General features: G+C 63.3%; 22 protein-coding genes and 1 pseudogene. 15 read left to right on the top strand and 8 right to left on the bottom strand.

All coding sequences use genetic code 11. From position 1 onward, the window contains the following. Positions 1–20: 20 nt before the first annotated feature. Positions 21–1,307 (top strand): beta-ketoacyl-ACP synthase II, encoded by a 1,287-nt coding sequence (gene fabF / locus FPZ08_RS08315; protein ID WP_146289540.1) that lies wholly within the window; start codon positions 21–23, stop codon positions 1,305–1,307. Between the two features lies 1 nt (position 1,308). Here fabF and FPZ08_RS08310 read toward each other — a convergent pair whose 3' ends face one another. Further along, a complete protein-coding gene (locus FPZ08_RS08310; protein WP_210246870.1) occupies positions 1,309–1,644 on the bottom strand; it encodes a TfoX/Sxy family protein in 336 nt (111 codons plus the stop codon). Next, positions 1,641–2,060 (bottom strand): GFA family protein, encoded by a 420-nt coding sequence (locus tag FPZ08_RS08305; RefSeq protein WP_186767260.1) that lies wholly within the window; start codon positions 2,058–2,060, stop codon positions 1,641–1,643. The genes FPZ08_RS08310 and FPZ08_RS08305 overlap by 4 nt, the downstream gene beginning before the upstream one ends. A gap of 116 nt (positions 2,061–2,176) precedes the next feature. Here FPZ08_RS08305 and FPZ08_RS08300 point away from each other — a divergent pair, with 116 nt between their 5' ends. The 4 genes and pseudogenes from FPZ08_RS08300 (at position 2,177) to FPZ08_RS08285 (ending at position 5,659) form a co-directional block, all read left to right on the top strand. Further along, positions 2,177–2,743 (top strand): GNAT family N-acetyltransferase, encoded by a 567-nt coding sequence (locus FPZ08_RS08300; protein WP_146289538.1) that lies wholly within the window; start codon positions 2,177–2,179, stop codon positions 2,741–2,743. Positions 2,744–2,884: 141 nt separating this feature from the next. Continuing rightward, complete coding sequence (locus FPZ08_RS08295; protein WP_146289537.1) at positions 2,885–3,481, top strand: GNAT family N-acetyltransferase; 597 nt, start codon at positions 2,885–2,887, stop codon at positions 3,479–3,481. Positions 3,482–3,538: 57 nt separating this feature from the next. Continuing rightward, positions 3,539–4,324 carry an RNA methyltransferase gene (locus FPZ08_RS08290; protein WP_146289536.1) on the top strand — a complete coding sequence of 262 codons (786 nt, stop codon included), beginning with the start codon at positions 3,539–3,541 and terminating at the stop codon, positions 4,322–4,324. 94 nt (positions 4,325–4,418) lie between these two features. Continuing rightward, positions 4,419–5,659 (top strand): annotated as a pseudogene (locus tag FPZ08_RS08285) (MFS transporter). Here the strand turns inward: FPZ08_RS08285 and FPZ08_RS08280 are convergent. Beyond that, positions 5,656–6,450 (bottom strand): CPBP family intramembrane glutamic endopeptidase, encoded by a 795-nt coding sequence (locus tag FPZ08_RS08280; protein ID WP_186767259.1) that lies wholly within the window; start codon positions 6,448–6,450, stop codon positions 5,656–5,658. The pseudogene FPZ08_RS08285 and the gene FPZ08_RS08280 sit on opposite strands and share 4 nt — an antisense overlap. Positions 6,451–6,606: 156 nt before the next feature. On the opposite strand from FPZ08_RS08280, the gene FPZ08_RS08275 reads away from it, so the two are divergent. The 10 genes from FPZ08_RS08275 to FPZ08_RS08235 all read left to right on the top strand — a co-directional run bounded on the left by FPZ08_RS08275 (position 6,607) and on the right by FPZ08_RS08235 (position 13,240). Beyond that, a complete protein-coding gene (locus FPZ08_RS08275) occupies positions 6,607–6,903 on the top strand; it encodes a DUF1330 domain-containing protein (protein ID WP_146289534.1) in 297 nt (98 codons plus the stop codon). 83 nt (positions 6,904–6,986) lie between these two features. Further along, entirely contained in the window at positions 6,987–7,274 is a 288-nt protein-coding gene (locus FPZ08_RS22155; RefSeq protein WP_210246869.1) for a hypothetical protein, read from the top strand. Beyond that, positions 7,262–7,849, top strand: coding sequence for a DMT family transporter (locus FPZ08_RS08270; protein ID WP_210246868.1), 588 nt, complete (start codon positions 7,262–7,264; stop codon positions 7,847–7,849). The genes FPZ08_RS22155 and FPZ08_RS08270 overlap by 13 nt, the downstream gene beginning before the upstream one ends. A gap of 175 nt (positions 7,850–8,024) precedes the next feature. Further along, entirely contained in the window at positions 8,025–8,642 is a 618-nt protein-coding gene (rpsD, locus tag FPZ08_RS08265) for a 30S ribosomal protein S4 (protein ID WP_146289533.1), read from the top strand. A 142-nt stretch (positions 8,643–8,784) separates the two neighbouring features. Beyond that, positions 8,785–9,861, top strand: coding sequence for a putative transporter (locus FPZ08_RS08260; RefSeq protein ID WP_146289532.1), 1,077 nt, complete (start codon positions 8,785–8,787; stop codon positions 9,859–9,861). 64 nt (positions 9,862–9,925) lie between these two features. Then, positions 9,926–10,792 (top strand): tRNA 2-thiocytidine(32) synthetase TtcA, encoded by an 867-nt coding sequence (gene ttcA / locus FPZ08_RS08255; RefSeq protein ID WP_146289531.1) that lies wholly within the window; start codon positions 9,926–9,928, stop codon positions 10,790–10,792. Positions 10,793–10,803: 11 nt separating this feature from the next. Next, the gene (locus FPZ08_RS08250; protein WP_146293012.1) at positions 10,804–11,607 is read left to right on the top strand and encodes an inositol monophosphatase family protein; all 804 of its coding nucleotides are present in this window, start codon (positions 10,804–10,806) and stop codon (positions 11,605–11,607) included. Positions 11,608–11,806: 199 nt separating this feature from the next. Next, on the top strand, positions 11,807–12,121 hold the full coding sequence (locus tag FPZ08_RS08245) for an ArsR/SmtB family transcription factor (RefSeq protein WP_146289530.1): 315 nt from the start codon (positions 11,807–11,809) through the stop codon (positions 12,119–12,121). Next, positions 12,118–12,456, top strand: a complete 339-nt coding sequence (locus FPZ08_RS08240) for an SRPBCC family protein (protein ID WP_146289529.1) — start codon at positions 12,118–12,120, stop codon at positions 12,454–12,456. The genes FPZ08_RS08245 and FPZ08_RS08240 overlap by 4 nt, the downstream gene beginning before the upstream one ends. Positions 12,457–12,607: 151 nt before the next feature. Beyond that, positions 12,608–13,240: an ATP-dependent Clp protease proteolytic subunit gene (locus FPZ08_RS08235; RefSeq protein ID WP_146289528.1), complete on the top strand. Its 633-nt coding sequence runs from the start codon at positions 12,608–12,610 to the stop codon at positions 13,238–13,240. On the opposite strand, the gene FPZ08_RS08230 is transcribed toward FPZ08_RS08235, so the two are convergent. From FPZ08_RS08230 to FPZ08_RS08210, 5 genes are all read right to left on the bottom strand, one after another. After that, positions 13,234–14,487, bottom strand: coding sequence for a multidrug effflux MFS transporter (locus tag FPZ08_RS08230; RefSeq protein ID WP_146289527.1), 1,254 nt, complete (start codon positions 14,485–14,487; stop codon positions 13,234–13,236). The genes FPZ08_RS08235 and FPZ08_RS08230 overlap by 7 nt on opposite strands. Positions 14,488–14,617: 130 nt before the next feature. Then, positions 14,618–15,835 carry an MFS transporter gene (locus FPZ08_RS08225; RefSeq protein ID WP_146289526.1) on the bottom strand — a complete coding sequence of 406 codons (1,218 nt, stop codon included), beginning with the start codon at positions 15,833–15,835 and terminating at the stop codon, positions 14,618–14,620. Positions 15,836–15,982: 147 nt separating this feature from the next. Further along, on the bottom strand, positions 15,983–16,318 hold the full coding sequence (gene grxD, locus FPZ08_RS08220) for a Grx4 family monothiol glutaredoxin (protein ID WP_146289525.1): 336 nt from the start codon (positions 16,316–16,318) through the stop codon (positions 15,983–15,985). Between the two features lie 126 nt (positions 16,319–16,444). After that, complete coding sequence (locus FPZ08_RS08215) at positions 16,445–17,071, bottom strand: HAD-IA family hydrolase (protein ID WP_146289524.1); 627 nt, start codon at positions 17,069–17,071, stop codon at positions 16,445–16,447. Continuing rightward, complete coding sequence (locus FPZ08_RS08210) at positions 17,068–17,385, bottom strand: DUF6665 family protein (protein WP_246132833.1); 318 nt, start codon at positions 17,383–17,385, stop codon at positions 17,068–17,070. The genes FPZ08_RS08215 and FPZ08_RS08210 overlap by 4 nt, the downstream gene beginning before the upstream one ends. Positions 17,386–17,390 lie beyond the last annotated feature (5 nt).

Below are 17,390 nucleotides of genomic sequence, written 5' to 3'. Positions count from 1 at the left end.
CATATACACAGGAACCCATCATGCTGAAGCCCGATCCCGCCGATCCCATCGTTGTCACCGGCATGGGTGCCGTCAGCCCCTTGGGCGTTGGCGTCGATACCCTCTGGCAGGGGCTTGTCGCCGGCCGCAGTGGCATCGTCCACAATGACCGCTTCGATACGAGCGAGTTCGTCAGCCACATTGCCGGCCTCGTTCCGACGAAGGACAAGAACCCGAACGGTTTCGATGCTGCCGATTTCATCGACGGCAAGGAAATCAAGAAGATGGACCTGTTCATCCAATATGCCATCGGTGCGGCGGCCGAGGCGCTGGACCAGGCCGGTTGGCACCCGACCGCGCCCGAGGACCAGGCGGCAACGGCCACCATCATCGGCTCGGGCGTCGGCGGCTCGCCCGTCATGGCCCGCGCGGTGGAAATCATCCAGCAGAAGGGTCCACGGCGCCTGTCGCCGTTTACGGTGCCATCCTTCCTCGCCAATCTGGCGGCTGGCTGGCTGTCCATCCTCCACAGTTTCCGTGGTCCCATCGGCACGCCGGTCACCGCCTGTGCAGCCTCGGCCCAGGCCATTGGCGACGGCATGCGGCTGATCATGACCGGCGAAGCCGAAGTCGCGGTGGTTGGCGGCGCCGAAGGCTCGGTCGACCCCATTTCCATCGGCGGGTTCGGTGCTTCGCGCGCGCTGAGCGGCAGTTATGCCGATGAGCCGCACAAGGCGTCGCGTCCCTTCGACAAGGGACATGACGGCTTCGTGCTGGCCGAGGGGGCAGCGGTGCTGGTCATCGAAAAGCTCAGCCATGCGCTGGCCCGGGGCGCCACGCCGTTGGCGGTGCTCGCCGGTTACGGCACCTCCGCCGATGCCTATCACCTGACGGCCGGCTCGCCTGATGGGGCGGGGGCGCAGGTCGCCATGCGCAACGCGCTTGCCATGGCCGGCGTCGACCAAAGCCAGGTTGGCTATGTCAACGCCCATGCAACCTCGACCGCAGTCGGCGACACGGCCGAAATCGCCGGCATTGCCGCCGTCTTCCCCGGCCGGGGCAAGGATCTTTCTGTGTCCTCGACCAAGTCCGCTACGGGCCATCTGCTGGGCGCGGCGGGCGCGCTGGAGGCCATCATTTCGGTCAAGGCGCTGCGTGAAGGCATGCTGCCACCGACGATCAACCTCGATGATCCGGTGGAGGAAGCCGATATCTTCGACCTCGTGCCCAATGTCGCCAAGCCCAAGGAAATCGACTATGCGCTGTCGAACTCGTTCGGCTTCGGCGGGGTCAATGCGGCGCTGGTTTTCGGCAAGGCACCTGCCTGAGCTACTTGGCAGGCAGGGTCTCGACGAAGCCGCGCGCCAGTGCGATCCAGTCGAGCAGCACCTCGTCGTCTTCCAGCACGTCGCCGCTGACTTCGACGAAGCCCGCCATGGTCCTGCTGCCCATGGTCATGGGTCGAGCGCCGGGCAGCGTGAGGGCTGCGTCGTAGCCCTCCTTGCCGACCCGGACCAGCAGGCCGCCATCCTTCATCGGGCACACCAGCATATTGCCACCGAGCATGAAGCAGCGGCCGCCGAACATTTTCTGCTCGGTGATGGTGAGCCGCTGGTCGAGCAGGTTGCGGATGCGGTCGGACAGTTCCTCGACGGCCAGGCTCATTGCGGGTCCTCCCGATAACGCTCGTGCCAGGGCAGGTGGTCGGCAATCAGGTCCCAATCGCGGTGGCTGCGTGCGAAGATGAGCTGGTTGGGTACGAACCAGTCATTCTGCCCGGAGAACAGGCCGACGGGGAGGATGGCGAAACCGGGCGCCCGCGAACTCCGCGCATGAATGGTGGTGCCGCATTCGGGGCAGAAGTGCCGGGTGAAGGTTGCGCCGGAATCGGCTGGCCGGGACCAGGATTTCGTAGCGCCGACCACGCTGATCGCGTCGGCGGGCAACAAGACGACGCTGGAATGGCCACTGCCCGAGACGTGCTGGCAGTTGTCGCAGGCGCATTGAAACATGGAGGCCACGCGCCCGCTGGCGGTCAGGGTGATCGCCCCGCAATCGCAACGGGCGGTAAGGTCGATCATGGGATGTTCTGAACTGGACATGGGTGTGAGGCTGGCACGCGGCCACATCGGCGGCAAGGCCGGTCTTGCCTTTGCGCGCCTGAGTGGCGAGAGTGCGGCGCCAAAACGGGGGAGGCATGGCGCTCTATCCAGACTATCCGATCCGCACCGAGCGGCTGACACTGCGGCCCTTCACGCGAGGCGACGTCGATGCCGTCTATGCCTATCGGCGGCGGGAGGATGTGGCGCGCTATCTGTTCGACGTGGCGCTGAGCCGGGAGGAATGCGCGCTGGCGGTGCAGCAGCGCATCGGCCAGGTGGCGCTGGAGGCCGATGGCGACAAGATCATCCTGGCGGCGGAGCTCAACCAGACCAGCAGCGTCATCGGCGAGGTCTCGCTGATCCTGCGCAGCGCCGATGCACGACAGGGCGAGGTCGGCTGGATATTCGATCCGGATTATCAGGGGCAGGGCTATGCCACCGAAGCGGCCACGGCGCTGCTCGATCTCGCCTTCGGGCCGGGTGACCAGCATCGCGTTTCGGCGCGCTGCGATGTGCGCAACGGGTCTTCCTGGCGGCTGATGGAGCGGCTGGGCATGCGGCGGGAAGCCCATTTTCGCGAGCATGCCCTGTTCAAGGGCGAGTGGGACGAAGAATTCGTCTATGCCATGCTGCGCCGCGAATGGCTGGGGCGCCGGAACTAGGCTTTTTGGCGCCTTCACCATGCCCGACGGCGGGCGCCATCCGTTAGTATTCTTTTCCAGACGGCGGCAGGAACTTCCCCGACTCCGGCGGCGTTGGAGGCTTTGGGCTTGCAACGACTTTGCGGAGGGATCGCAGCTGCCATGACGTCACTGATTTTGCCCATTCACACCGACCGTCTGACCCTGCGAACCTTCGAACGTGGCGATATCGAGGGCCTCTGCGCCTATCACGCGTTGCCATCGGTGCAGCGCTACGTGTTCAGCCGCACGCGCGACCGTACCGAGATTGCCGGGGCGCTTAAGATCATGCGCGAGCATGTGAGCCTGCAGCGGCCGGGCGATACGCTGACGCTGGCGGTGATCCGCAGGGGCGACCAGACGCTTGTCGGTCATGTGGCACTGCGCTGGTCCGATGCGACGGCGGGGCAGGGCGAGGTGTTGTTCGTGGTCAATCCGGCCCATGCCGGGCAGGGCTATGCCGGGGAGGCGCTGGCGGCGCTGTTCGATCTGGCCTTCGACCATTTCCACATTCACCGGGTCTTTGCCCGCAGCGATGGCCGCAACCACCATTCGATCAAGCTGATGCAGCAATTGGGCATGCGGCTCGAAGCGCATTACCGGGAGCACGCTTTGTTCCAGGGCGAGTGGGACGAGGAATTGCATTTCGCCATTCTCGATCGCGAATGGCAGCGATCCACCAAGGTCAGGGATTTGCCGATCCGCCATCGCGTCGCCTGAATTGCCTTGAGCCCGCGAAAGGGGTTATGAGCGCCTGACCTTTCTGGATTGGGCGTCATGGCCGGAACCGACACATCCATCAAAATCGAGCTGCGGCCGTCGCCGGCGGTAATCCTGTGCGAGCCGCAGCTGGGCGAAAATATCGGCACGGCGGCGCGGGCCATGGCCAATTTCGGCCTGTGGGACCTGCGCCTGGTGCGACCGCGCGACGGCTGGCCCAACGAAAAGGCCGTGGCGGCCGCCTCGCGCGCCGACCATGTCATCAGCCATGTGCGGGTGTTCGAAACGCTGGAAGCGGCCATTGCCGACCTCGAACTGGTGCTGGCTACCACGGCGCGGTCGCGCGATCTGCAGAAGGAAGTGATCGGCCCCGATATCGCCGCCCAGCGCATGGCGGTCCAGATCGCGGCCGGAAAGGGCGTCGGCCTGTTGTTCGGCCGCGAGAAATGGGGCCTGCTCAACGAGGAAGTGGCGCTGGCCGATACCATCGTCACCCTGCCGGTCGAGCCGGCGTTTGCTTCGCTCAACATCGCGCAGGCGGTGCTGATCCTGGCATATGAGTGGCGGCGGCAATCGGGGCAGGCGGAAACCCTGCCCTTTGGCAGTGGCCTTTCCGAAGTGGCGCCCAGGAGCGAACTGGTCGGGCTGTTCGAGCATCTGGAGGGCGTACTCGACCAGACGGGCTTTTTCACCACGCCGGAGAAGAAGCCCAGCATGATCCACAATCTGCGCACGGCGCTGACGCGTGGCAGTTTCTCCTCGCAGGAAATCCGCACCCTGCGCGGGGTCATTTCCTCCATCGATCGGCGTCACCAGCGGCCCAACCCCAACCGGCAGAAGTAACCGGCGGGCAACGGAGCCGCTTATTTTATTGCCGCCGAACGGATTTCGCCGGAACGGCTTTGACTGCGCTTCGGCGCCATGGCACTTCCAGATCATGAGCACCGCCGTTCCCACCGAGCCGTCCCGCCTGGCTTTCACCTATATCGGCTTCCGTTTTTTCTGGCTGACGACGCTGCTGGTCAGCTTCGCGGTGCAGATCATGTCGGTGTCCATTGCCTGGCAGATCTACGATGTCACCGGCAATGTGTTCCTGCTCGGGCTGGTCGGGCTCAGCCTGTTCCTGCCGGCACTGCTGCTCATTCTCGTGACGGGTCTCACCGCCGACCGCTTCAATCGCCGCATGATCATGGCGGTCTGCCTCAGCGTCGAACTGCTCTGCGCCTTGGGGTTTCTCGCCTTCGTCAATGCCGAGGCGCATGAGGTCTGGCCGATCTTCGGCATCCTGGTCGTGCTGGGCACGGCCCGTGCCTTCTGGGGGCCGGCGGCGCAGTCGCTGGCGCCCAATCTGGTGCCGCCGGAGGCGCTCAGCAATGCCATCACGGTCAATGCCTCCGCCTGGCAGATGGCCTCGATCATGGGGCCGGCCGCCGGCGGGCTGCTCTATGGTATTTCGCCAACCGTGGCCTTTGGCACGGGCGCGGTGTTGTTGATGCTCGCGGTGGTCAGCGTCCTGCTGATTCCGAAGCCGGCGCAGCGGGGGCGGGCCAGGCGAAAAGCCTCGAAACCATTTTCGGCGGCTTCCGCTACATCTTTTCCAACAAGGTGGTGCTGGGCGCCATTTCACTCGACATGTTCGCCGTCCTGATGGGCGGTGCGGTGGCGTTGCTGCCGGTCTATGCCAAGGATATCTTGCATGCCGGGCCGCAGGAGCTGGGTCTGCTGCGCGCTGCGCCGGGCATCGGCGCCATCGCCATGGCGCTGTTCCTGACGCGGTTTCCTATCAGAGACCATGCCGGCAAGCTGCTGTTTCTGTTCGTGGGGCTGTTCGGCCTGTTCACGCTGATCTTCGGGCTTTCGACCACGGCCTGGATTTCCATTCCGGCGTTGGCGCTGGTGGGCGCATCCGATATGGTCAGTGTCACCATTCGCGAGACCATCATGCAGCTCTGGACGCCCGAGGAGGTGCGCGGGCGGGTCAATGCGGTCAATTCGGTGTTCATCGGCGCGTCGAACGAACTGGGTGAATTCCGCGCCGGCACGGTGGCCCACTTTATCGGGCCGGTTGCTGCGGTGGTCATTGGTGGGGTTGGCGCCATCGGCGTCGCCATCATCTGGAGCCGCATTTTCCCCGGTCTGCGCGAACAGCGCAGCCTCGCCAAGCGGATGGTCGACTAGGCGGCCTTGTCGCGCCACGCCACCTTGCCGCGATAGAACAGTTCGACAAATGGCATGGCAACCGAGAAGGGCAATGCGCCCAGGGCGACCACTTGCAATAGCGTGGCGTTTTCGATGGCGAAGTGGCCGCGCTCGGCACTCAGCAGCAATTGGGCCACGGTCTGAAACGCCAGGTGGAAGCCGATGCCGGTCCAGACCGAGCTGGTGATGACTCGCAATATGCCCAGGATGGCGCCCATCACGTAAAAGAGCGAGGCATGGAGTGGTTCGATGTCGCCCGATGAGAGGAACCACAGCGCCACGCCCCAGCTACCGAACAAGATGGCCTGTACCGCCACCGCCGCCCAGAGCGGCAGGATCTTGCCGAGATTGGCCTGGATATACCCGCGAAAGGCCAATTCCTCGGGCAGGGCTTCGAGCAGGAAGACCAGCACGATCAATAGGGGCACGAAGGCGAGGATTTCGCTCCACGGGGCCAGGGGCGTGACCGTTACCAGCCCAAGGGCCAGGCAGACGGTTATGCCGACGGCGAAGGGCAGCAGCCATGCCACGGCCCCGATGGCGAAGGGGCGGAGGGCCGACAGATCGAGCGCTAGGCCGAGCCCGGCCATGGGTTCCCGGTCGAAATAGCGTCGCGCCAGCACGACCAGCGGCACGGCCAATCCCGTTGTCAGCAGCGCCATGACGATGTGGCGATCCACGGCATAATCCGGGCCGAACAGGGCGATCGCGATCACCGATTTCGTATGGAATATGGCGAGCAGGGCAAGCCAGAGGATGGCGACGCGCATGGCGGGGGAGCGGATCAGGCGGAGACCTCCGTTGGTTCGAGTGCGGCAAACGTGGGGACGTTTGGCGCCGCTGTCCAGCCCTTGGGGCATTTATGGCCCGAATGCTCGACACTGTGGCGAGCGTCACGTAGCGTTCCACTGGAACGGGAGGCTGGCATGGCCAAGGGCTACTGGATCGCGCAGGTCGATGTCGAAGACACGGAGCGCTACGGCGAATATTCCGCGCTGATCGATGCGACACTGGCGCCGTTTGGCGGCCGGTTCCTGGTACGGGGCGGCCGACGAGAGGATGTCGAAGGCGTGACGCGCCAGCGCGCCATCCTGATCGAATTCGACAGCTATGAGCAGGCGCTGGCCTGTTACCGCTCCGACGCCTACCAGGCCATCATTCCTTTACGCGCCGGCGCTGCCATGGCCGACATCGTGGTGGTCGAGGGCGAGGGCGCCCGCTAGGCTGCCTGTTCAAATCAATATCCGGAATTGCCATGCCACCCGTTGCCGCCGCCCCCTCCGCCATGTCCTCACATCAGAGCGGGATGGCCATCATGATACTGGCGGTGGTGCTGGTGCCGATAGGCGATGCCCTGTCCAAATCCATGACGGCGGTGCTTGGCCCCTTCGAGATCGCCTTCTGGCGTTTCGCCCTGCAAATGCTGATCCTGGGGCTGGTTCTGCTGGTGTTGCGGCAAAGGTTGGAGCGGGGCAGTCCCCTGCTTCTGCTGCTGGGCGGCCTGACCTCGGCCTCTGTCCTCGTTGCGCTCATCGGCGCCTTCGCGGTGATGCCGATTGCGACGGCGATTGCCATCTTTTCGTGGAGCCGCTGATCCTGACCGTGCTCAGCGCCATATTTCTCGGCGAGCGCACGGGATGGCGCCGCTATGTGGCGGTGCTGGTGGGGCTTGCCGGTGTCGTCATTGTCATTCGCCCGAGCTGGGACATCTTTGGCTGGGCATCGCTGCTGCCTCTGGTTGCCGCGCTGGCCTTCGCCCTCAATGCCATCATCATGCGCCGGTTGTCGCGGCAGATGAGCTCGATTTCCATTCAGTTCTGGTTCGCCCTTGTCGCGGCAATCCTGCTGGGCGCGGGGCTGCTGGCAACCGACCGGATGACGCTGGTTTCGAGCGCAGGGGTGGATTTCGCCGGTCCCTGGGGGATTCTGCTGGTGATGGGGACGCTCTCGGCCTTTACGTTCTTCCTGTTTGCCGAGGCGTTCCGTCGGACACCCGCATCGACGCTGGCACCGTTCCAATATCTCGAAATCATCGGGGCGACGATTTTGGGTTATTTCGTGTTCGGGGATTTTCCCGATTTCTGGACCTGGATCGGAACGGGCGTCATTCTGGCGTCAGGTCTCTACGTGTTTCATCGTGAGAGGCGCGCTGCCGCCGCACTTGCTTGACTCCTGCGGGTTTCCGCTCTATCAGGCGCGCACCTATCCGGGCCGTCGGCCCATAGGCGCACCCGGGATCTCTCAAATATTTGGGGTCTGTCGGCCCTCCGCGAGGAGGGCAGAGGAGGGCGCGATCCATTTCAACCCGCGCTGGCCCCGGCCATGCGCCAAAGAAGGATACGCGATGTCGAAGCGTCATTCAGCCAAGTACAAGATCGATCGCCGTCTCGGCGAAAATATCTGGGGTCGTCCGAAATCCCCGCTCAACGCTCGTGCCTATGGCCCCGGCCAGCATGGCCAGCGCCGCAAGGGCAAGCTGAGCGACTACGGTCTGCAGCTGCGCGCCAAGCAGAAGCTCAAGGGCTATTACGGCTCGATCACCGAAAAGAGCTTCAAGAAGCTCTATAACGAAGCCGCCCGCGTCAAGGGCGACACCGGCGAGAACCTGATCGGCCTGCTCGAGAGCCGCCTGGACGCGATCGTCTATCGCGCCAAGTTCGTCGCCACCGTGTTCGCTGCGCGCCAGTTCGTGTCGCACGGCCACATCCTGGTCAACGGCAAGCGCGTCAACATCCCGTCCTATCAGGTCAAGATCGGCGACAAGGTGGAAGTGCGCGAGCGCTCCAAGCAGCTCACCGTGCTGATCGAAGCTACCCAGCTGGCCGAGCGCGATGTCCCTGATTATGTCGAAGTCGACCACAACAAGATGACCGCCACCTTCGCCCGCGTGCCGGGTCTGTCGGATGTGCCCTATCCGGTCCAGATGGAACCGAACCTGGTCGTCGAATTCTACTCGCGCTAAGCGAAGCCTATATTGGAATTGGCAAGGGCCGCTCTTCGGAGCGGCCCTTACTTTTTGTCCATGTTTGCGATCCTGCTTGCCGTCGCCACAATTCTGTGACGGATTGAACGCGTTCCGAGGGAACGTCGCTAAGGGTACGCAGATGATTCACGCCTTCTTCAAGAGCCGCCGCTGGGCCTCATGGGCCTATGGCATGGGCCTTTTCATTGTCCTGATCATCTGGCTGCAGGTCGATCTGTCAGTGCAGGCCAATGCCTGGTACCGAACCTTCTACGACATGCTGCAGACGGCCCAGGAGCACGACGTTTCCGAATTCTGGCATTCCCTGTTCGGCTGGGAATGGGCGTGGGAGAAGATATTCTTCGTCATCCCCATGGTGGTGCCCAAGACATTCATCTGGATCGCCATTCCGATCGTTCTGACGGGCACGCTGGGCAACTTCCTGATCTCGCATTACGGCTTCCGCTGGCGGCAGGCGATCACCGAGAACTACATTCCGCGCTGGCGCAATGTGGAACACGAAATCGAAGGCGCTTCCCAGCGCATCCAGGAGGATGCGAACCGCTTTGCGCGCATCGTGGAAAGCCTCGGCCTGCAGATGCTGCGGGCCATCCTCACACTGATCGCCTTCCTGCCCATCCTGTGGACGCTGAGCGGGCAGGTCGACCTGCCCATCATCCGCGACGTTCCGGGTTCGCTGGTCTGGGCCGCCTTGCTGGTCAGCGTTGGCGGCATGGCTATTTCGTGGTTTGTCGGCTGGTTCCTGCCGGGTCTGGAATACAACAACCAGAAGGTGGAAGCCGCGTTCCGTAAGGAGCTGGTGCTGGGTGAGGATGACAAGATTCACCATGCCCAGCCCGAAACGCTGTTCAGCCTATTTACCGGGCTGCGCTTCAACTATTTCCGGCTCTACCTGCACTATGGCTATTTCAACCTGTGGTCGAATGCCTATGGCCAGATCACCTCGCTGACCCCGTTGCTGATGATCGGCCCGGCCATGTTTACCGGCGCCGTTTCGGTGGGCCTGCTGTTCCAGGTCAACAATGCCTATGGGCAGGTGGACGGGGCTTTCTCGGTGGTGCTGAACAACTGGACCACCCTGACCGAGCTGCGCTCCATCTGGAAGCGTCTGCACGAGTTCGAGGGCAATCTCGACAAATATGATACCGGCCATGACGTGGCCGCCGGCGCGCAGGAAGCCAGCCCGTTGCCGATCTAGTGGCGCATGCTGGATGACTGGGTTAAGAGGGGGCGGCGACGCCCCCTTTGCTTTTGAGGCAGACATGAACCAAGCCCTGCCCATCGATATCGAACAGGCCGAAGCCGAGACCGGCGGGCATCCGATCTATGCCCAGGCGCCGCGCAGTGTCGAGTTCAACAAGCTGCGCAAGCGCCTGATCCGCAATACGCGCGAGGCGATCGACAAATTCGCCATGGCGCGGCCGGGCGAGAAGTGGCTGGTGGCCCTGTCAGGCGGCAAGGACAGCTATGGCATGCTGGCGCTGCTGCTCGACCTCAAATGGCGCGGGCTGCTGCCGGTGGATCTGGTGGCCTGCAATCTCGACCAGGGGCAGCCGAACTTTCCCAAGCATGTCCTGCCGGAATACCTGGCCGGGCTCGGTATCGAACACCGTATCGAATACAAGGACACCTATTCCATCGTCACCGACAAGCTGCCCGTCGGAGCGACCTATTGCTCGCTCTGTTCGCGGCTGCGCCGCGGCAATCTCTATCGCATCGCGCGGGAAGAGGGCTGCACGGCTTTAGTGCTGGGGCACCATCGCGACGATAGCCTCGAAACCTTCTTCATGAACCTGTTCCATGGTGGCAAGCTCGCCGCCATGCCGCCACGGCTGCTCAATGACGATGGCGATATCGAAGTGCTGCGGCCATTGATCTATTGCGCAGAGGAAGACCTGCAGCGTTTCTCCGACGCCATGGAATTCCCGATCATCCCCTGCGACCTGTGCGGGTCCCAGGATGGGCTCGAGCGCAATGCCATGAAGGCCATGCTGGCAGACATCGAAAAGCGCATACCGGGCCGCAAGGACGTGATGATCCGGGCGCTGGGCAATATCAATCCGAGCCATATGCTGGATACGCGGCTGTTCGATTTCGCCGCCCTCTTCGACAAAAGGACTTCTCAGTGACTTTCGACATCATGGACCTGGCCGCCATCCTCCGCGATGCGGCGCGATCAGAAGCCCTGCCGCGGTTCCGCCGGCTCGATACCAGCATGGTGATGGTCAAGACCGAGGCGATCGACCTGGTGACCGAAGCCGATATCGCGACCGAAAACGTCATCAAGGCGCGCATCGCCCAGTGGATGCCCGGGGCCCTGTTCGTGGGCGAGGAATCGGTAGCGGCCGATCCGGCCCTGTTGCCGAAGCTGGCGACGGCTGACCTCGCGGTTGTGGTCGATCCTATCGATGGCACGGCCAATTATGCCGCCGGCCTGCCGCTCTTTGCCACCATGGCCTCGGTGGTCTCGAAGGGCGAGACCGTGGCTGGCATCATCTATGACCCGATGGGTGATGACTGGGTGATGGCTGAAAAGGGCGGCGGCGCCTGGCTGCGCCGGCCCGATGGCGAGGCAGTTCGCCTCAATGTGGCGGCACCGTTGTCGCTGGGACAAATGGTGGGCATGTCGTCGGTGGCCTTCATGCCGGCTGCGTCACGCCCGCAGGTGCTGTCCAATTTCGACAAGGTGCGCATGGTGGCCAATCTCCGCTGCGCCGGTCATGAATATCGTACCTTCGCTTCCGGCCATTCCCAGTTCCTCTGCTACAACAAGCTGATGCCCTGGGACCATCTGGCCGGCGTGCTGATCAGCCAGGAAGCGGGCGCCTATGCCACGCGGCTGGATGGCGGGTCGTATCTGCCCAGCCATGTCGATGGCGGGCTGCTGGTGGCGATCAACCGCGATGCCTGGGCCGAGCTGCGGCGGGAAGTGTTTGTGTTTTAAAGGCACCTCTACCTCCCACACCCACCGCGCGTCATCCTCGGGCTTGACCCGAGGACACTGCACTTAACCATCGCTCCGTAAGTGAAGAGCCCTCGGGTCACGCCCGAGGGTGACGGCTGGCGGGTGGGTTGACTGTGGGGTAGCCAACCACCAACGCGCCCCTTGCCACGACTCATAAGTGTATGCTTATGTATTGCACATGAGCGATGCCGATATTTTCAAAGTGCTGGCCGATCCGACCCGCCGAGCCATGCTCGAGCGGCTGGCGGGGGCCGAGATGACGGCCACCGAGCTGCGCGAAGGCTTTGCCATCAGCCAGCCCGCCATGAGCCAGCATCTCGCCGTCTTGCGCGGGGCGGGGCTCGTCAGCGAGCGGCGCGAAGGGCGCTATGCGCATTATCGCGTCGCGCCGGACGGCATGGCGCCGCTGCATGAATGGCTGGCCAAATATCGCGCCTTCTGGCCGAGCCGGATCGACGGGCTCAAGGACCTGCTCAGGGAGATGGATCAATGACCGAAACGGATGCGCTGACCTTCGAATGCGCCCTGGATGCACCGCCGGAAAAGGTCTGGCGGGCGCTGACCGTGCCCGAATATCTGGAGCGCTGGCTCAAGCCCGAGCAGGCGGTCGAACTGGCCGTGGTCACCTCAGAGGAAAACAAGAGCCTCACCTATCGCTGGCGCGAAGCCGGGGAGGGCGCCGTCATGGGGATGGAGGACAGTCTCGTCACCTTCGAGCTGACGCCCACCAGCGATGGTGGCACCTGGTTCCGCCTGACCCATGCACCCATCGCGGTGCCGGTGGCGGCGAACAGCAACCTGGCCGGGCCGCTGATGATGGCCGCATAGCTATTGAGACCTCATGGTGAGCTTGTCGAACCACGAGGTCGGGCCAGTGGAGCCCTTCGTGCCACGCCCTCGTGGTTCGACGGGCTCACCATGAGGGCTACTTGCTAGCTTCTGGCTAAGCCGATCCAAATCATAAAAAGGAGAATCGCCGATGCGCGACATGATGCAACTCGTCCCTATGGTCGTGGAACAGACCACGCGGGGAGAACGGAGCTTCGATATTTATTCCCGCCTGCTGCGGGAGCGGATCATCTTCGTCAATGGCGAGGTGGAGGACAATATGGCCAGCCTGGTCTGCGCCCAGTTGCTGTTCCTCGAGGCGGAAAATCCCAAGAAGGAAATCTACCTCTATATCAACTCGCCGGGCGGCGTCGTGACCTCGGCCATGGCCATGTATGACACGATGCAGTTCATCAAGGCGCCGGTGGGCACGCTGTGCATGGGCATGGCCATGTCGGCCGGCTCATTCCTGCTGATGGCGGGCGAGCCGGGCACGCGCATCTGCCTGCCCAATGCCTCGATCATGCTGCACCAGCCGTCAGGCGGTTATCAGGGCAAGGTCACCGATATCATGCTGCATGCCGAAGAGAGCCAGCGGCTCAAGCGGCGCATGCACAACCTTTACGCCAAGCATTGCGGACGCACCTATGAGGAGGTCGAGGCTGCGCTGGAGCGCGACCACTTCATGACGCCCGACCAGGCCCGCGACTGGGGTCTGGTCGATCATGTCTATAGCGACCGCAGCCAGATCGAAGGCCCGGCAGCGCCCGAAATCGGTCAGTGACCGGCTTCGGGAATGGCGTCGGCATGGGCATATTGCTCGCCGACGCCGAATAGCCGGCCGCGCTCGGCGACCAGGATGCAGATCAGCGCCAGCACGCCCATGCCGAAATAGCCCATGGCGGCCGGAACGGTGGTGCCATCGAACAGTTGGCCGGTATAGCTGCCAATCAGCGCGCCGCCCACGGTCTGGATGAAGCCGAACACGGCCGAGGCCGTGCCGGCCACGGCACCGAGCGGTTCCATGGAGAGCGAGTTCATGTTCGAGGCGGCCCAGCCGAAGCTGAACATGACCACGGCCAGCAGCGAGAAGAACAGCCACAGTGGCAGGAAGCCTGACAATGCGAAGGCCAGCCAGATGCCGCTGAACCCGGTGAAGCTCAGCATGGCGCCATGCGACAACCGACGCATGCCGAGACGACGGACGATGCGCGAATTGGTAAAGGACGACACCGCCATCAGCCCGGCCATGGCCGCGAAGGCAACGGGGAAATAGACGCCCAGGCCGTAGATATCGACATAGATCTGCTGGGACGAGCTGATGAAGCCGAACAGCGCGCCGAACAGGAACATGCCGGCCAGGCCATAGGAGAAGGCCACGCGGTTGGTGAAGACGATGCGGAAGCCGTCGAACACCGCCTTGATGCTCAGCGGGCGGCGCTGGTTTTCCGGCAGGGTTTCGGGCAGGCGCATGAACGTCCAGACCCAGAAGATAGCGGCCAGCACGCCCATGAAGATGAAGATATTGTGCCAGTCGCCGACCAGCAGGATGACCTGGCCGATGCCGGGCGCGATGATGGGAATGGCCATGAAGACCATGAAGGTCAGCGACATGACCTCGGCCATTTCGCGGCCCGAATAACGGTCACGCACCACCGCGGTGGCGATGACGCGCACGCTGGCCGCCCCCATGCCCTGGATGAAACGCAGCACCAGCAGCACGGCAAAGCTCGGGGCGAAGACGGCGACGATGGCGGCGACGATATAGAGCCCCATGCCGACCAGCAGCGGCGCGCGGCGGCCGAAGCGATCGGTCAACGGGCCGAAGGCGAGCACAGCAATGCCCATGCCCAGCATATAGGCCGAGATGACGAATTGCCGTTCGTTCTCGCTGGTGACGCCGAGCGCCTCGCCCATATAGGGCAGCGCCGGCAGCATGACGTCGATCGCCAGTGCATTGAGCGCCATCAGGGCAGCGATGAGGGCAATGAATTCGGGGCGCGAGAGAACTCGCGTGAAATGATCGGACATAAAGGAACCTGGAATGATAGCGCCTCGCGAGAAACACGGGCGCCGGAAATCAGGCGCGGACCATGAACCCGCAAGGCGACATTTGCAAGACTATATATCGGTAAAAACCGATGGTTGAGATCTGTCCGCCCTAGGCCGTTTTTAGGGCGAAGCTGGAGGCGCTGCGTTCGTTGATCGGGATATGCACCGCTGCCGAGGCCAGGCCCAGCACGATGCCGAGATACCAGACCAGGCTATAGGAGCCGGTTTGGTCATAGACATAGCCGCCCAGCCACACCCCGACAAAGGAGCCGATCTGGTGGCTGAGGAAGGCCACGCCATAGAGCATGCCCATATAGCGCGCGCCGAAGAACAGGGTGACCAGGCCCGCGGTCAGCGGGACGGTCGAGAGCCAGAGCAGCCCCATGGCGGCGGCGAAGGTATAGGCGGTGACTTCGGTGACCGGGAACAGCAGGAAGAGGCCGATGGCCACGGCACGCAGGAAATAGATGGTCGCCAGCATCATCTGCTTGGGCAGGCGCCCGCCGAGATAGCCGGCCAGCAGCGAGCCGGCGATGTTGAACAGGCCGATAACCGCGATGGTCCACGAGCCGACTTCCGGCGACAGGCCGCATTGCACCAGATAGGCGGGCATGTGGACGTTGATGAAGGCTAGGTGGAAACCGCAGACAAAGAAGCCGATCACCAGCAGACGATAGGAGCCATGGCCCCAGGCGCGGGACAGCGCTTCCATGAAGGGCAGGTCGGCATGGCCGACCGGGTTTTCGGTGCGGCCGCGCAGGGCATAGCTCAGCGGAATGACCAGCAGCAGAGCCACGCCCAGATAGACCAGGGCCGATTGCCAGCCAAAGGCATTGATGAAGCCCTGGCTGATGGGGGCGAAGGCGAACTGGCCGAAGGACGAAGCGGCGGTGGCCACGCCGAAGATCAGCGAGCGCTTTTCCATGGGCACGGCGCGGCCGAAGGCCACCATGACCACCGAGAACGAACTGACGGCAATGCCCACGCCGGCAATCACGCCAGCGGTCAGCGTCAGCCAGCCGGTATCGGGCGAGAAGGCCATGGCCAGCACGCCTATTGCGTAGACGGCAAGACCCACGGCGATGGTGCGGCCGGTGCCGACGCGATCGGCCCAGGCGCCGGCGAAGGGTTGGGCAATGCCCCAGGCCAGGTTCTGGATGGCCATGGCCATGCCCCAGCCTTCGCGCGTCAACCCGAGATCGCCGGTCATCGGCAGGGTGAACAGGCCGAAGCTGCTGCGAATGCCATTGCCCACGGCGGCAATGATGCAGCCGGCAATGATCAGCACGAGCAGCGGAACTGCGGGGCGGAGCGCGGAGGTGGTCATGGGGAAGCATCCGAAAGGTGGATGCTCTATTTACGCCCGGCTGGTCATTCCGCAAAGTGATAATGCGGAATGGGGGCCATCAATCCGCGTGATGCAAAACAAAAGCCCGGCCAATGGCCGGGCTTGCTGCAGGCAAAGAGCAGGAAATCAGGCGGTCTGCTTGACGGCAATGCCGGCATTCTGCAGGTGCGACTGGAGTTCGCCGGCCTGGAACATTTCGCGCACGATATCGGCGCCGCCGACGAATTCGCCCTTCACATAGAGCTGGGGAATGGTCGGCCAGTTGGTATAGGCCTTGATGCCGTCGCGCAGCTCTTCGCTTTCGAGAACGTTGGCGCTGCCGTATTCGACGCCGAGATAGCTGAGAATCTGCACGACCTGGCCGGAGAAACCGCATTGCGGGAAATCGGGCGAGCCCTTCATGAAGAGGAACACGTCGTTGTTCTTCACCTTGTCGTCGATGAAGGCGTTGATATCGGTCATGGCGAAAACCTTTCGAGGGGCGGGGTTAAGGGCCGCTTTGCTGCTGGCATAAATAGGACAGGACTTGGGCGCTGTCGAGGTCGCCATCGGCAAGGGGCGATGATTGTGAGCGCATGGCTCGGCGCGCTATAACCGGGCGGCGATCCAGGGATGGGTGGTGCAGTCTTCCAGGGTCTCGAACAGCACGGCTTCCCAGCCATGGGCGCTGGCGCCCTGGATGACCTTGGGCGTGTCGTCGAAGAACAGCGGTGGCTCCGCTTGCGGGCCGATGCGCTGGTCGATGAAGTCGAAGAAGCCCTTTTCGGGTTTCCGTATGCCGGCGCGGGCGGAATAGAAAATGTCGTCGAACAGCTCGCTGAGGCCGAGATGGCTCCACAGCCAGGTGGCCCGCAGATGCTCCTGATTGGTCGCGATGAAGAGGCGGATGTCCGGCTGGGCCCGCAACACCCGGATATGGTCGAGCAGCGGCTGGTTGAGGACGCTGTCCTGCATGAGCCAGTAATGGTGAAACACCATCGGCGAGCCCTTGTAGCCCAGCGATGGCAGATGGCGTTCTAGCGCCTCGATGACGGACATCTTGCCGACGATCACCTTCTTGATGAAGACACCGAAGATGAATTCCTGGGTGAACCGCTCCGGATCGACGCCCATATCGGCGAGCAATGCCGTATCCCAGCGCCGGCTCAGTTCGGGGCGGGCATGCATGCCATGCACCAGCACGCCATCGACATCGAAGAAGACGGCGCGGGTCATGGGCGTTTGCCCATTGCGCCAAGGCCGGCAAGGACTTCGCCGGGAATGTTGAGGTCCTGAATCACTTCATTGTGCTTGCGGAAGCCGATCAGCTCACGCTGCACGAAATATTCCCACACGGTCTGGCGCGCCTGCGCCAGGCAGGTGTCGCGGTCATCGGTGGCGGCGGCGAGCGCGGCTATGGCCTGCACGACGCGCTGCTCGGCAGCGCCGAGCGAGGCGGCGCGTTCGGCCATGACCTCGTATTCGAGCGCTGAGGTGCCGGCTTCGGGCCGGACGGTTCGAATCAGATCTAGCGAGTCGCGCAGCGACAAGACGA

Origin of the sequence: Devosia ginsengisoli (assembly GCF_007859655.1) — a bacterium.
Lineage (GTDB): Bacteria > Pseudomonadota > Alphaproteobacteria > Rhizobiales > Devosiaceae > Devosia > Devosia ginsengisoli.
The sequence above is the reverse complement of the archived record's forward strand: the minus strand, read 5'-3'. Positions and strand labels throughout refer to the sequence as shown.